The 12,134-nt window shown below is 45.7% G+C and carries 14 protein-coding genes; 2 read left to right on the top strand and 12 right to left on the bottom strand.

All coding sequences use genetic code 11. The features are described from left to right. Positions 1-6: 6 nt before the first annotated feature. Entirely contained in the window at positions 7-417 is a 411-nt protein-coding gene (locus NZD89_RS02445) for a GNAT family N-acetyltransferase (protein WP_268006266.1), read from the bottom strand. A gap of 1,168 nt (positions 418-1,585) precedes the next feature. Then, positions 1,586-3,280 (bottom strand): hypothetical protein, encoded by a 1,695-nt coding sequence (locus tag NZD89_RS02440; RefSeq protein ID WP_268006265.1) that lies wholly within the window; start codon positions 3,278-3,280, stop codon positions 1,586-1,588. Positions 3,281-3,789: 509 nt separating this feature from the next. Between NZD89_RS02440 and NZD89_RS02435 the strand changes: the two genes are divergently transcribed. Together NZD89_RS02435 and NZD89_RS02430 are read left to right on the top strand one after the other, a co-directional pair. Beyond that, entirely contained in the window at positions 3,790-4,770 is a 981-nt protein-coding gene (locus NZD89_RS02435; protein ID WP_268006264.1) for a ParM/StbA family protein, read from the top strand. Continuing rightward, the gene (locus tag NZD89_RS02430; protein WP_268006263.1) at positions 4,763-5,035 is read left to right on the top strand and encodes a hypothetical protein; all 273 of its coding nucleotides are present in this window, start codon (positions 4,763-4,765) and stop codon (positions 5,033-5,035) included. The genes NZD89_RS02435 and NZD89_RS02430 overlap by 8 nt, the downstream gene beginning before the upstream one ends. A gap of 286 nt (positions 5,036-5,321) precedes the next feature. On the opposite strand, the gene NZD89_RS02425 is transcribed toward NZD89_RS02430, so the two are convergent. The 10 genes from NZD89_RS02425 to NZD89_RS02380 all read right to left on the bottom strand — a co-directional run bounded on the left by NZD89_RS02425 (position 5,322) and on the right by NZD89_RS02380 (position 12,098). Beyond that, complete coding sequence (locus NZD89_RS02425) at positions 5,322-5,735, bottom strand: 2'-5' RNA ligase family protein (RefSeq protein ID WP_268008371.1); 414 nt, start codon at positions 5,733-5,735, stop codon at positions 5,322-5,324. A 500-nt stretch (positions 5,736-6,235) separates the two neighbouring features. Beyond that, a complete protein-coding gene (locus NZD89_RS02420; RefSeq protein ID WP_268006262.1) occupies positions 6,236-6,466 on the bottom strand; it encodes a hypothetical protein in 231 nt (76 codons plus the stop codon). A 300-nt stretch (positions 6,467-6,766) separates the two neighbouring features. Further along, positions 6,767-7,645 (bottom strand): DMT family transporter, encoded by an 879-nt coding sequence (locus NZD89_RS02415; RefSeq protein WP_268006261.1) that lies wholly within the window; start codon positions 7,643-7,645, stop codon positions 6,767-6,769. A 210-nt stretch (positions 7,646-7,855) separates the two neighbouring features. Further along, the gene (locus NZD89_RS02410; protein ID WP_268008370.1) at positions 7,856-8,032 is read right to left on the bottom strand and encodes a cysteine-rich CWC family protein; all 177 of its coding nucleotides are present in this window, start codon (positions 8,030-8,032) and stop codon (positions 7,856-7,858) included. 50 nt (positions 8,033-8,082) lie between these two features. Then, a complete protein-coding gene (locus NZD89_RS02405; RefSeq protein WP_268006260.1) occupies positions 8,083-8,625 on the bottom strand; it encodes a GNAT family N-acetyltransferase in 543 nt (180 codons plus the stop codon). Between the two features lie 26 nt (positions 8,626-8,651). Then, entirely contained in the window at positions 8,652-9,074 is a 423-nt protein-coding gene (gene fosB, locus NZD89_RS02400) for a metallothiol transferase FosB (protein WP_268006259.1), read from the bottom strand. Positions 9,075-9,355: 281 nt separating this feature from the next. Further along, positions 9,356-9,856 carry a GNAT family N-acetyltransferase gene (locus tag NZD89_RS02395; RefSeq protein ID WP_268006258.1) on the bottom strand — a complete coding sequence of 167 codons (501 nt, stop codon included), beginning with the start codon at positions 9,854-9,856 and terminating at the stop codon, positions 9,356-9,358. A gap of 118 nt (positions 9,857-9,974) precedes the next feature. Next, the gene (locus tag NZD89_RS02390) at positions 9,975-10,427 is read right to left on the bottom strand and encodes a GNAT family N-acetyltransferase (protein ID WP_109430193.1); all 453 of its coding nucleotides are present in this window, start codon (positions 10,425-10,427) and stop codon (positions 9,975-9,977) included. A 105-nt stretch (positions 10,428-10,532) separates the two neighbouring features. After that, positions 10,533-11,390 carry a GNAT family N-acetyltransferase gene (locus NZD89_RS02385; protein ID WP_268006257.1) on the bottom strand — a complete coding sequence of 286 codons (858 nt, stop codon included), beginning with the start codon at positions 11,388-11,390 and terminating at the stop codon, positions 10,533-10,535. Between the two features lie 186 nt (positions 11,391-11,576). Beyond that, positions 11,577-12,098, bottom strand: coding sequence for a GrpB family protein (locus NZD89_RS02380; RefSeq protein WP_268006256.1), 522 nt, complete (start codon positions 12,096-12,098; stop codon positions 11,577-11,579). Positions 12,099-12,134: the final 36 nt, after the last annotated feature.

The raw sequence follows: 12,134 nt of genomic DNA, 5'->3' as shown, positions 1-12,134 counted from the left end.
AGAACATTACTCCAAGTCTTTGATCAAAATGATCTCCAACGGCTGTGTGTCAAGCAGTAAGCAACCAGCGTCGCGATATTCTAACTTCCTGTAAAAATGCTGTGCATCCTCGTCTGACTGTGTCGAAGTCATCACTGTCTTGAAGCCCTTCTGCTTCATATCTCGTTCCCAGCGTTGAACAACTTCCTGACCGATTCCCTTCCCTCGATACTGTTCTTCAATCCAAATGAGGTTCATAAACGGTGTGTTGTCCCAAAAATAGCCGAATCGCATCCACCCAATGTTGGACCCCTCTTCGTTCCGCACAATGTATACTTCATGTGCCCTGATCTTCGCCATAAGCAGATCCGTCAAAACATGGTGGTCGCGTTGTTGTATGAACTCATAGTCTGATTCGGTCGCAAAGTCGATCTCCATCGTGTTCCCCCTATGTAGCTTGTTCCGATGACGGCTTACCATCCTTGTATTATACGTCGTGTAGAAGGCGGCGCGGGACAAACAAGGTGATGCAAACTGCCTTTACGTCCAGATGACCAGTTGTTCACGAATGAAAAGTGGTATTTTTGGCGCGCGTCTTCCGCCTGATCGAAACAAATGGGATATAAAAGATTCTCTCGAATAAAAGTGGTATGTCTACCTCCTCTCTAAGATTAGAGTCGGTAGACTTATACCACTTTCGCAAAGGTTGAATTTGCAGATTTTAAGGTAAAGAACGTGTTTCAATCAACGCCTGCGCGTTGGGGACTACAACATACTTTCGCAAGCAACGGAGTCTATGTGACAAATGTAATTATCGTGGAACAGCGACCAACTTTATAGGTTTATCTTCCTCCGTAAAAGGGAAAAACCGTGTCTCATCAGTCGCCTGGGGGCGACATAACAGTAAAAGGTAATTTGATCATCTCAAATGTAGTGGAAGGGCACCAAGATTCGCAGGTTCAATTCCCATCGTTTAAGGTAAAGAGCGCGTTCTAATCACAAAAACTGGGTAATGGCAACATCTGCAACGTTCGTAGCATTGCAAAAGGTAATGCGATGAAAACAATTTTCTCTGGAAACAACAATTAACAACTGCCTAAGTTGAAGGCTTTCTGCGACAAGATCGTTACCACATATAAGATATCCATTACCACGAAATGAAATAAACCACACATCCCGTAGAGAGGGCATACAATCCTGAAGACTAATGCAACGAAACCATTGTGTCCGAATCGTACTACCACAATGGTATGCATCCATTTACCGATTGCGACAAACGTCCCAGACTATTACTACTGATCCAGCCAATGATGCCTCTCAGACAAGAATGAAGCTCCCGATTACCACTTTACGCAAAACGGCGATGAAGAGTTCCAAAGTAATGAGCTATAGTGCCTTTCCCTCACTCCCATAATGAAAAGTTGTGCTGGCGATATGCCCTCCCCGAACCCAACGAAGACAGCTACCGCAACCAGTGCCCAATATCGGTAAACAACACTACCTGTGCAGGGTAGACTATCCGCAAACATACAAAAAGGAGCTAAAGTGCGGGAGCAACGTCCCGACACCCTAACTCCTCAATCCAAATTAGCTGATTGGATGATTTTCAGTTTGCTTCCGCCATCAGGTTGAGACGAAAGTCATAATGTTCCACCACGATTACCTTTTCCTGCAGAAATGACTTCGACTGTCGGGTTAGCTTGTTCAGATTGGAAGCATCCTTAATGCCCAGCTTCTCCTGAACCTCCTTTTTACTGACCGAATCCGCACCAGACATTTTGTACTCTAAGAGCAATTGTTGGAACTGGGTGACTTGGGGCACTTGATTCTTCCCATTTCCCTTTGCGTTCCGCTTTCTCTTCTTTAGCGAGACAGCCAGTTCTTTTTTGACATATTGCACCCCTGGCAGTTCACTCACAATCGTGTCAACCACCTCTTGATTATTGCAAAAAACATATATCTTCGCAGGACGAATGTGGTCGCGGCAAATTCTGTGGATAGATTGGTAAATTTCACCTGCGACCATTCGCCTTCTGACCAACTGAACCTCATCATCTTGGAAGAGAATATTGTCCCTTCCCTGTTTCGTGTGATAAAAGTGGTTCAGGAGATACGTCATGTAGTTGAAATTGGGTGTCTTAAGAACCAAAACGGTGTCAAAGTCTCGGTACTTATTGACTCCAGTTAAATTTCCAAAATGGTCAACCGCAATCGGGTATCCCAGGTTCTCGGAAATTTGCTCCAGCGTGTTACCGTACTCCTTGAAGTGAGCCAAAATACTCTCGACTACCTCTTTTTCGTTCTGTTTATCTGTGATAAATAAGGCACCATGGCACCCTTCGAGTGAAATCTCCTTCAAGACTTGCGCCGCAAAATTTGTATAAGTCCCTAACGCTGTTTTCCCTGTATCCACCGCATAATGAATCAAAGATGAAGACGAATAATCAAACAGCTTGTCCTGTCGCTTGACCTGAAATTGGTCAGATAGTTCAGGACGATAATCAAACCCTGAATTCGCGTCCAACACCACATTGTTTCGTAGCATGAGTGGTGGTAGACGAAAATCATAGGTATGAAACTTCCCCTCGAAGAAGTAGCCGCCATTCTTAATAAGGTGATGGATGTTTTCCATGAGTGTTTTATTTACCGAATCATCAACAAGATTCATGGTGGCTTCCAATCTGGATAGATCACCGCTTAATTCTGGGAAGCGAACGAATGGAATGTCATTCGTTAAATAGTCTTCATACACCCGCTCCAACTCGACAAATTTGTTCATCAGCTTATCGGCAAGATACTTCATGCCAAAGTCTTGGTGACGAATGGAGTTGAGTACGAATTGTCCAAGCTCATCACCACCAATTGCGATGGGATGCATGAAGGACGGAAATTCATCGATGACCAAGATATCGCGTCCACACCATAAGTTTGAGTAATTTCCGCGGCAGAACTGGAAGTACATTTCGTGGGTGACACACAAGACGGGAATTTCGCTTGCTTGTTGTAACTTGTACTTGATTTTCTTATCCCCGCCTATGAACTCTGCCGCCACGATCATCCCCGCATGCTGATTGATTGACTGAACAGTGTTCGCAAGTTCCTCACCTGCAAATAGTTGAACATACAATGCGCGGTGGTATGGAGGTGTCGTCGCTACTTGGGAAAGAAGCTCATGCATGTATCGCGATTTGCCCGACGAGGCTTCGTGATTAAATGTCACGAATACTTGGCTATCCCACTGCTCCTCATTGAAAATTTGTTGTCTTAACCCCTGAAAATAATCCTCGTGCTTTGTTGTCATAACCATTTCCCCTTTCGTTTGTTTGTGCGATCTCATACTGGCTTGCGGTCTCCTTGAACAGTGCTTGTCCTGTCCCCAGGTGACTATGGGCACAACACAAAAAGCTGATTCAGTTGCCAAGGTACCCGTGATTCTTCCGCCCAAAGGGCATAGTTGCCCCAGGGCTTCGAAGGAAGAAACTTATAGGCACCCCATCAACCAAACCAGCTTCGACGATTTGATATGGGGAAAAGGTGACTTCAGATTGAAGTCGTAGCGTCATAATAATACCGTCGTTGCCTACTGTCAACCTTTTTCTTGCATTAACTCCAGACAACCCCAATGCCGTTTGCTTTTTAACGCCAATGACCTATCCGCCTACCTCTGTTCCCTTGTCTCTCTATTGGTGCGACTTGTGCTACCCTTCGCCCCTCGCATTCGACATCATAGCGCGACCCGTGGCGAATTATTCGCACGCAAGTGCTTATGATATGAGGTCAATCACAATACGAAGAAAGGGGAATGAATTTATGTACGCAATTGCCGTGGATACGGGGAAAAGTTTTTCGAAGAGTATTAGCTACAAGGATCAGGGCTTCATTAAGCAACGATTCCGCACCCTCATGCAAGAGGGAACTCATTTTTCTGGAGTCGAGGTATCGGGGGACACCTATCGTGTAGAATTTGAGGACAAGCAGTATCTTTTGGGGAGTATGTGCTCAGAGTTGAATGCTGACTACGCCTCTGCTTCCAAACACTCTCTTACCCACAAACTGGCGGTTTACACATCAATAGCCCTGATGTTGGAGAAACTTGGTGTGGAACGGGTCGGCATTCCACAGGTCGCCGTGGCACTGAATACCCCACTTCATATTTTCAAGAACGAGACACTCAAGGTCGCCTACCATGACTTCATCCTGAATGACCAAAAGCCCATTTCCTTGCGCGTGAATGGACAAGCCTGGGTGTTTCGGATTAACCAATTGGTCTTACTGCCTGAATCCCTTGGTCCGATCTATACCCACCTGGATGAATACCGAAACAGCAGAGTTACTGTCATCGACATCGGTTCGATGAATGCATCCTTTTCGACTTTCGACAGGTTGATCCCCAAAGTTGACAGTATGGTAATCTCAAATCTTGGCGTAAACCTCCTCCGAGGGCACGTCCAAGAGACGCTATCTACCCAATTCGGAACCACAATCACGCTGGACGAAAGCGAAGCCATTTTACGAGAACAAGTCTACTCCATCAATGGCACAGTCATGCTCGACAGCCAACGCACCATTAGTGATTTGATGACAGCGCATGTTCGTGACATTATCACCTATGGAAAATCGCAGGGAATATCGTTCGCCATACCTGTGTTTTGTGGAGGCGGCAGTCTACTGCTAAAAGACGCTCTCTTAGCCCAGTTCCCGCATGCCAGGGTCGATGACAAGGGAAGCTACTCTAATGTAATGAGTTATTGGAAACTGCTCGAAGCCAGGGGTTTAACTCCTCATGTCTAAACGCAAAATCTCCATCTCCTTCAGAGATCCAGCAGTGTATGAATTTGTGATGGAAAAGGCAAATACGGGGATTAGCGCATATGTTTGTGACTTGATTCGTCGGGACATGAACCGACCCAAAGAAGAGGACCTGGACAAGAAGGTCGAAGAAATCGTGAGGCGACTGTTGCAAAACGCCGATGGAATCACGCTTTCTCCAAACAATCAACCGAAGAAAAACTCACTTTCTGACGAAGATCGGGAGCTTCTCAAATCTCTGTTCTGACAAAGGGGAGCCAATGTTGGCTCTCTTTCGTATCCAGCGCACCTCATCCCGCAACTGTCCTCTTGTTTTTCTACAAATGTAACCCAACTTTCGCGATTTTGAGCCATGAAGCCCAGCCTTTACAACCGCCGCCGTAATTGCTCGTCCCTCTCACGCGAATGCCCTCGTTGGCGTAGATAATCGTTGTTACTCGCTGTATTTCGAAATGATAAAGCACGCCCACTCTGCCGAGGGCTTTGGCTTGTAGGACTTGGTACGGAAAACGTGTGACCAAAGGATCACTATTTTACAACGGCATCTTCAGTTCAATGACGGACATTTCACTTGCATCAATGATTTCAACGACAATTTCATGTACGGTGGTTTCAAAAATCTCATTAAATCTTTCCGTTTCCTCTAAAGCACGACGAAACTCCTCCTTGTCCTTGATTCGACCAACGGTAAGGTGCGGAATGTATGTGAGCGAACGGTTTAGATACGGTCTCAGGATTCCAGTATACAATTTGTCGCGTAACTGGATGATTTCATCGTTCCCAACCTTAACATTTAGAAACAAATACTCCTCCTCCGCACCAGTGACACCACTCATTACGATGTCAAATGGCTTTACTCCAAGGATGGCATCTTGCAAGTGAATTCGGAGTTCATCGGTTGAAAGGGCACTTTCAAACGGAAACACCAATGTTACATGTGGGGGAATGAGGTTACCAGGGGATCATACTTAGCTCGCAGTGCATCAATGAGTTTAATATTCAGAAATCCAGGGAATACATGAATAGCCCTCAACAACGAAATCAGCCCTCATCGTGTAGGTTTTTTACCTTCGTAATGACAACTTTCCATACGAGACGCTCGTTTCCTGTCCTACTTCTTCTGTTTTCTGTGTCTAAGTTGCCTATTTCGCCTGTTTTTCCACCGCAAGACGTAACTTTCTACGATGCCCGCTCGAACGTATTCAGTCGTCTTACTGTTTTCCTTCTGCTCCCGTTCCTTTTGACGCTAAGATTCACTCGCAAGCTCCGCGATACGTGATGGTTGCAGGCTACAGACCTGTGCATTTTTTTCGATAGTAAAGGTGCCGATCTCAACAATCCGAAGGGCACATTCTTCAAGAGCTTCTCGCCTTGCACGTCAACTTCTTCTCGATAATTCATTCTCGGTCTCTCCCTATTTCCGATGTCAACTGTCCCACAATTCATGTCATTTTTCCAATGCATCCTTAATCAACCTTGTGTCGATCCGAATACCAGATAAAGTCCCCGCGTTGTTTTGATCCACGATACGAATGATTTTCTCCAGATTGTTCACTTGTTGGCTCAAGGTGTTGACTTGTGACTGGATGTCCTTTAATTGGTTGGCTACCTCGTGAATGTCGTACCTAATTCGGTCTTCCATCTCCGTCAGAAATTCCTTCAACTCGTCGTTTGGCATATTTACCCCGACCTTCCCCTTCCCACCGCTGAGTCAACCGTTGTGGACGTAAGTCCACGTCTGCCCCCTCGTACACTTTAGTCAAGACCAAACAAAAACGCCCAGCCATTTGACTGAGCGATGTCTGGCAATCTATATAAGGTTGGCGTTGGCGCGGCAACTGACACTTCTTCATAAGTTCTCGTCCTTTGTCTCTATTCCCATTAACAACATTGTATCAGTTGTAAGGGGCAAGGTAAATGCAGGTGGAAAACCTGTTTGATAGACATAGAGGGGTAGGAATACCCGCCGCACTATCGCCTATGATTCCACCTCTCTCACCACAATCGCCACACCGATCAGAATCAATAGCGCGCCAACCCAAAAGGAAAGCCCAACGACTTCTCCAAGAATCAGCCATCCAAGAAACGTTCCGACAAGTGGCTGAAAGAAGAAGTATAGCCCCCCAGAAGACGCATCCACCAATTGCAATCCCTTATTCCATAAGAAAAACGCCCCTGCTGTTGAGACGACTCCCAAATAGAGAACTCCACCCCATAGACTCGGCTGTAGCCATGTACTTGGCGACACATCAACCATTTGCTTCACGGCTATCGGTGTGATACATACGGTTGCAACCAGTATTCCATATAAGGTGATCGTCAATTGGGAGTAACCGCTTGGCACAAGCTTGACAAACACGGACATCAAAGCCCACGTCAGCGCGGCAATGCATAAGATAACTCCGCCCAGTTGATAGGAGTGGCTGAACCCGCCAATCCCAACAATCAGCAAGACTCCTATTGTCGCAAGCCCAACTGACATCGCCTTTCGGAGTGTTATCCTTTCGCTCAAAAGAATCCGACCGAACACAACCATAAAGGCTGGTGTTGCGGATGTAATCATTGCGCCCATCTGCGCCGTGGAAAGCTTCGTACCAAGAAACTGCGTCCAAATAGACACCGCATAGCCTACAACTCCAATGACGACGACCAGTGGAACATGCCGCCAGGAAACTCTCCACGACTGTTTCGTGGCAAGGATACTGATTGCCAAGGCGAAAAGAGTTACAACATATCGAAGCCAGACTAAAGCAAGTGGCTCAATGTTTTGTAGCAATACCTTGCTGACCACATACATGCCACCCCAAATGCTTGCGGCGAGTGCCATGTATAGTCCGCCTAAATACCGTGAGTTCACATCAATCCCTCCGCATATTAGGACTTATTTGTCCACTGGCGAAGGGAACTCGTATTGAATTTCCTTCGCTCAGTAGCGAAGGGTGGGAACGTCATTCTCAAACAACGGCTGATAAAACATCTGTATCACCTCACCCAAATAAAATGCCCTCGTCGTGTTGGATTCCGAAAATCACTGTGCCAACCTCTGACTTCATGTTAACATGCCGAATTAAGTAGAAATGCCACTTTTCAATTTCTGGAGGCAGTTTTGACATATACACGTTTTTTCTGACCCTGTTGATGGGCTTTTGTCGAATATCTCCCTGGGGAAGAACTCACGGTCACACCAACATGTACCGTGCTTTTTGCCAGCAACATTACCGCAGTCATTGTCCCCTCCACACATGGGGCATACTTTTCCGTTCATCGTTGTGCTCACCCATCCCATCCATGTGGCTAATCGTCAGGATTCACGATTGCAAAATGTAGATGATCTTCCCACTTTCCATTGATGAGGACGTTCTTCTTGGAAAGACCTTCTTTTTCGAATCCCGACTTCTCAAGAACTCGTATTGATCCTCGGTTGTGCGGCATTACGCCAGCTTCAATTCGGTGGAGCTTTAGCACTCGAAACGCATAGTCAACTACGAGGCGGACGGCTTCCGTTGTATATCCACGCCCATTGTACGCCTTGTCCAACGAGTACCCTAACCAGCAGGATTGTAATGGACCTCTCATTACTTCGGTTAATGAGACAATGCCAATCAAGTCATCCGTACTGGTTAAAAACACGCCAAATACATACTCTGCATCTTGCTCCATTTTCGCGATACTGGATTTAATTGAGTTAACCTGATACTCGATAGTGTAAAAGTCCTCGCTTCGTGTCGTCAGGAAAGCCTCAAAAAAGGCACGATTCCGCACGTTCAGTTCCAGCTTCGCGGCGGCATCTGATTCCTCCAAAAACCTGAGATAAATATCGTTTCCAACCAACTTCATCGGGCATTCCACTCCCTACAGCCGTTTCACTCAAAAAACTGCATGTGCGGCTTTGTTTCTCGATAGTAATCCAGACGGTCTTGCAAAGTTCCAGTGTGAAATTCAAACTTGTGTCCATCAGGATCGGTGAAGTAAACAGATTGCTTGTCGCGCTCGTCGCGCATTCGCCCAGGAAGGATGTTCACTCCTAATTCCTGTAGTTTCTGAACAACTGAATCGAATTCGTCGGAACTAATGGAGAAAGCGATGTGCGTATAAGATTGGTGAATCTGATTTCTCGGAATGTCCTCTTCCACGTTTAATGCTAACCAGATTCCGTTTAAATCAAAGTAAGCCAACTTCCGCCCTCGAACCAGTAATTTCGCGCCGAACACATCCTGGTAGAACTTGATAGACCTCTCAAGATCCGAGACGGAAAATAGCAGATGATTGATACCTCCGATCTCCACCTTTAGACTCCCCCTCACCCCTCGTGATGATAAGCCAACACATCAGAAGTCTCCATGACTTTTTCGAGCAATGTTCGTCCACTCAATAGCTCATCAAAGTAAAGGTCCTCAGACATGATATACCTCCGTGAAGAGTTCAGGGACAAGTGTCTTTCGAGTCGTAAAATGCAGGGGATTGCGGCGTTCAGTTATACTGAGTGTTGGATGCAGTTTGGGGGAGCCGTTCGTGCTGAACATTCGCCCCCCAATAGTTCAGAAACGATGGGGAAGCAACACGATAACTACGAAAGAATTTTCGCCATATAATACTCATCGACATACTTCCCGTCCACGAGCATCGAGTCTCTCGCAATCCCTTCTATTGTAAAGCCCATTTTCTTGTAGAGAGCCAGACCAGCCTCGTTATGCACCATCACGGTTAATTCAAGACGATGAACCCCAATCTCCCTTGCCCATTTCTCTGTCTCTGTGAACAGGGATGTCCCAATTCCTTTACCCGCGTACTCCTGTAAGATACCAATGACAATGTAAACTTTGTGTTTATTCCTCCGAAATTCGCCACCATATGCACCTATGTACCCTACGAGTTTACCGTTATCCTCAGCGACAAAGATCATACTATTTCCAGTGGCTAACAAGGAATTGATGGCATCCCTCTGCTGTTGAACATTTATGGTGCGCTCATCAGGTTCTAACATCATAAATTGCGTTTCCTGATCAAGCCTTTTGCACAGTTCGATGTAGTTTTCCGAGTCATCCTCACGGATTTGGCGAATTTTCATCGGGTTTACCTCACTTGTCACAATGGGCGATTTGAGCTATGTCGCCCTACTGCCCGTTCATTCAATATACTTCTTGCATTTACGCCTCCGTTAGCGACAGAAGGAATTGCGACTGCAATTATAAATTTAAAGCAAGTCGAATCATGTCGCGGCACTGTATTCCGTTCTCATAAATCGGCTCATCATAGTGGATAGTGAAAAAATCCCTGTCTACGCCAACGATTCTAAAACCACACTTTTGATACAAAGCCAATTGCCCAACACTGGAGTTCCCTGTTCCCAGTTCAATCGTTTTATATCTCATAGACCTTGCAGTCTCAATTGCATGACGAACCAGTTGCTTCCCTATCCCATTACCATGTTTCTTTTCCACGACAGCAACATTCACAATCTCGACGGTTTGCGGACGTGTATCAATCAGCACATACACCCCAATGATTTCACCGTTAGATTCGGCTACGAAACACTGCCCACGGTGAATGTAACTTTCAACCACTTCTTTGGAAGGATCGGCAAGCAAAAGCAATGACATTGGAAATTGTTCATCTTCCCGTAATCGTCTAATTTGTATAACTTCCACCAACAAATCACCCTCCCCTTGCCTTCGACATTCCTGTTCGTTTATTCAATAAACTTCTTGCATTTACGCCCCTTTAGTTCAAGAAAAAATACTTCATTAACCAAATACGGGGTCGGCGATTCCATAGAGTTGGTCACGTTTCCCACCAAGTTCATGTGCATTCAGAATCATGAGTGGAGATATCATTTTCTCTTCAAAGCCATACGTTAAAAGGTGTTTCATAAATTTTTCTTGTTGGCTCGGAACGTCAATACGTACTGGACCTGACCAGCCCGATACGAAGGTTCTCATAAGCGTTAGTGCGACATCCTGTGTGTCTGCCACCATTGGACCGACCACCAGTACATTGTTGCGACGACCTGCAAGACCAAATCCCACAACGGTATTTTGCGAATTTCTTACGACATAACCACATTCCATATTTGAAAAGAGAACTGGATACAATCTACTTCGATTTGCACCGATTACCGTCTCATCTAATGCAATAAGCTGATCGAGGTCGCCTTCTTGAACTTGGTCTACCTGAAAAGCCCCGTTAATCCTGATGTCTTCAAGGAGCTTACTAACCTCAAAGCGATGTATATTCCCAATTGTTTGGAAGCCAAGAGATTTATATAAAGGAAACCCCTGTTCTGTTGCAACCAACATAACAGGTGCACCAACCCGTTCGGCTTCAATTAAGCAATGTTTTACGATACTTTTACCAAGTCCTTTTCGTTGAATACCCGAATGAACAATAACGACACCCAAAGAAGCCAAAGCAGAACCGTAGATGTAAATTCCCGCACTCGCAACTAAGTTCCCTTCAAAACGATACCCGAATAGCTTACCAGCAGGAGAAATGAACAAGTTCGTTTGTCCTGTCGTAAAGTTCCATCCAACACTATGAGCCAAATTCTGAAGAGCAAGACCGTCATCTTTAGTTATCATGTCGATTTCAAAATCCTGATACACGGTCTAACTCCTTTCTACCGTAAAATTTAACCATATGCACCCATGGCAGTTTGTATCGCCATTCTAACCGTTACATACGCAAGACTACCAACTGCATTTATATGCCCCTTGCAATGCATAATTTGTGACGGCAACCTCATGTAAATCAGAACAGCCAATACACACGGAAACGGGCATGGGGTTTACTCAGTTTAGAAGATCCCTATACCATTTCAACGCCCGTTGTTCAATCTCCCCGACCAAGCTTTCCTTCCCCTGGATATATGAATCAATGTCACACAGAAATTCTCGCGCCAATTTTCGTTTCAAGTCTCCGTACTCTCTCGCTTCATTTCGATGCGCTCTCAAATAATCGCGAAATGCCAGGTACCGCTCAATATGAGGGCTTCCAACTTGAAAGACATGCACATGATGCCTGCGATTGTCTCCGCCCTTCTGGAAGTACCTTCGTCCAGGTATCCCGTTCTCACCCCTCGGATCGTACCCGATGTCTCGCATAGACTGATTGTATTCGTCAACCAATGAAATGTTCTGAACCACTGGCATAATGTCAATGATTGGCTTAGCATCTAAACCTGTAACTGACGTGCTTCCAATGTGATGAATCGCGACCAATTGCCTCCCAAAGATACGGCGCAGTTTCTCCGCTTCTGCCGCATACATCGAAGCCCATTGCTCGTTGTAGGGAGTTACCTCGACTCGTCTCATAAGCCACTTCCCCTTTTCTCGGAACAAATCCCCCAT

Source organism: Alicyclobacillus fastidiosus, from assembly GCF_026651875.1.
In the GTDB taxonomy this organism is placed as follows: domain Bacteria; phylum Bacillota; class Bacilli; order Alicyclobacillales; family Alicyclobacillaceae; genus Alicyclobacillus; species Alicyclobacillus fastidiosus.
The sequence above is the reverse complement of the archived record's forward strand: the minus strand, read 5'-3'. Positions and strand labels throughout refer to the sequence as shown.

Coding starts and splice junctions, on each gene's coding strand:
- NZD89_RS02445 (WP_268006266.1), bottom strand. CDS start 417: ATGGAGATCGACTTTGCGACCGAATCAGACTATGAGTTCATACAACAA.
- NZD89_RS02440 (WP_268006265.1), bottom strand. CDS start 3,280: ATGACAACAAAGCACGAGGATTATTTTCAGGGGTTAAGACAACAAATT.
- NZD89_RS02435 (WP_268006264.1), top strand. CDS start 3,790: ATGTACGCAATTGCCGTGGATACGGGGAAAAGTTTTTCGAAGAGTATT.
- NZD89_RS02430 (WP_268006263.1), top strand. CDS start 4,763: ATGTCTAAACGCAAAATCTCCATCTCCTTCAGAGATCCAGCAGTGTAT.
- NZD89_RS02420 (WP_268006262.1), bottom strand. CDS start 6,466: ATGCCAAACGACGAGTTGAAGGAATTTCTGACGGAGATGGAAGACCGA.
- NZD89_RS02410 (WP_268008370.1), bottom strand. CDS start 8,032: ATGTGTGGAGGGGACAATGACTGCGGTAATGTTGCTGGCAAAAAGCAC.
- NZD89_RS02405 (WP_268006260.1), bottom strand. CDS start 8,625: ATGAAGTTGGTTGGAAACGATATTTATCTCAGGTTTTTGGAGGAATCA.
- NZD89_RS02395 (WP_268006258.1), bottom strand. CDS start 9,856: ATGAAAATTCGCCAAATCCGTGAGGATGACTCGGAAAACTACATCGAA.
- NZD89_RS02380 (WP_268006256.1), bottom strand. CDS start 12,098: ATGAGACGAGTCGAGGTAACTCCCTACAACGAGCAATGGGCTTCGATG.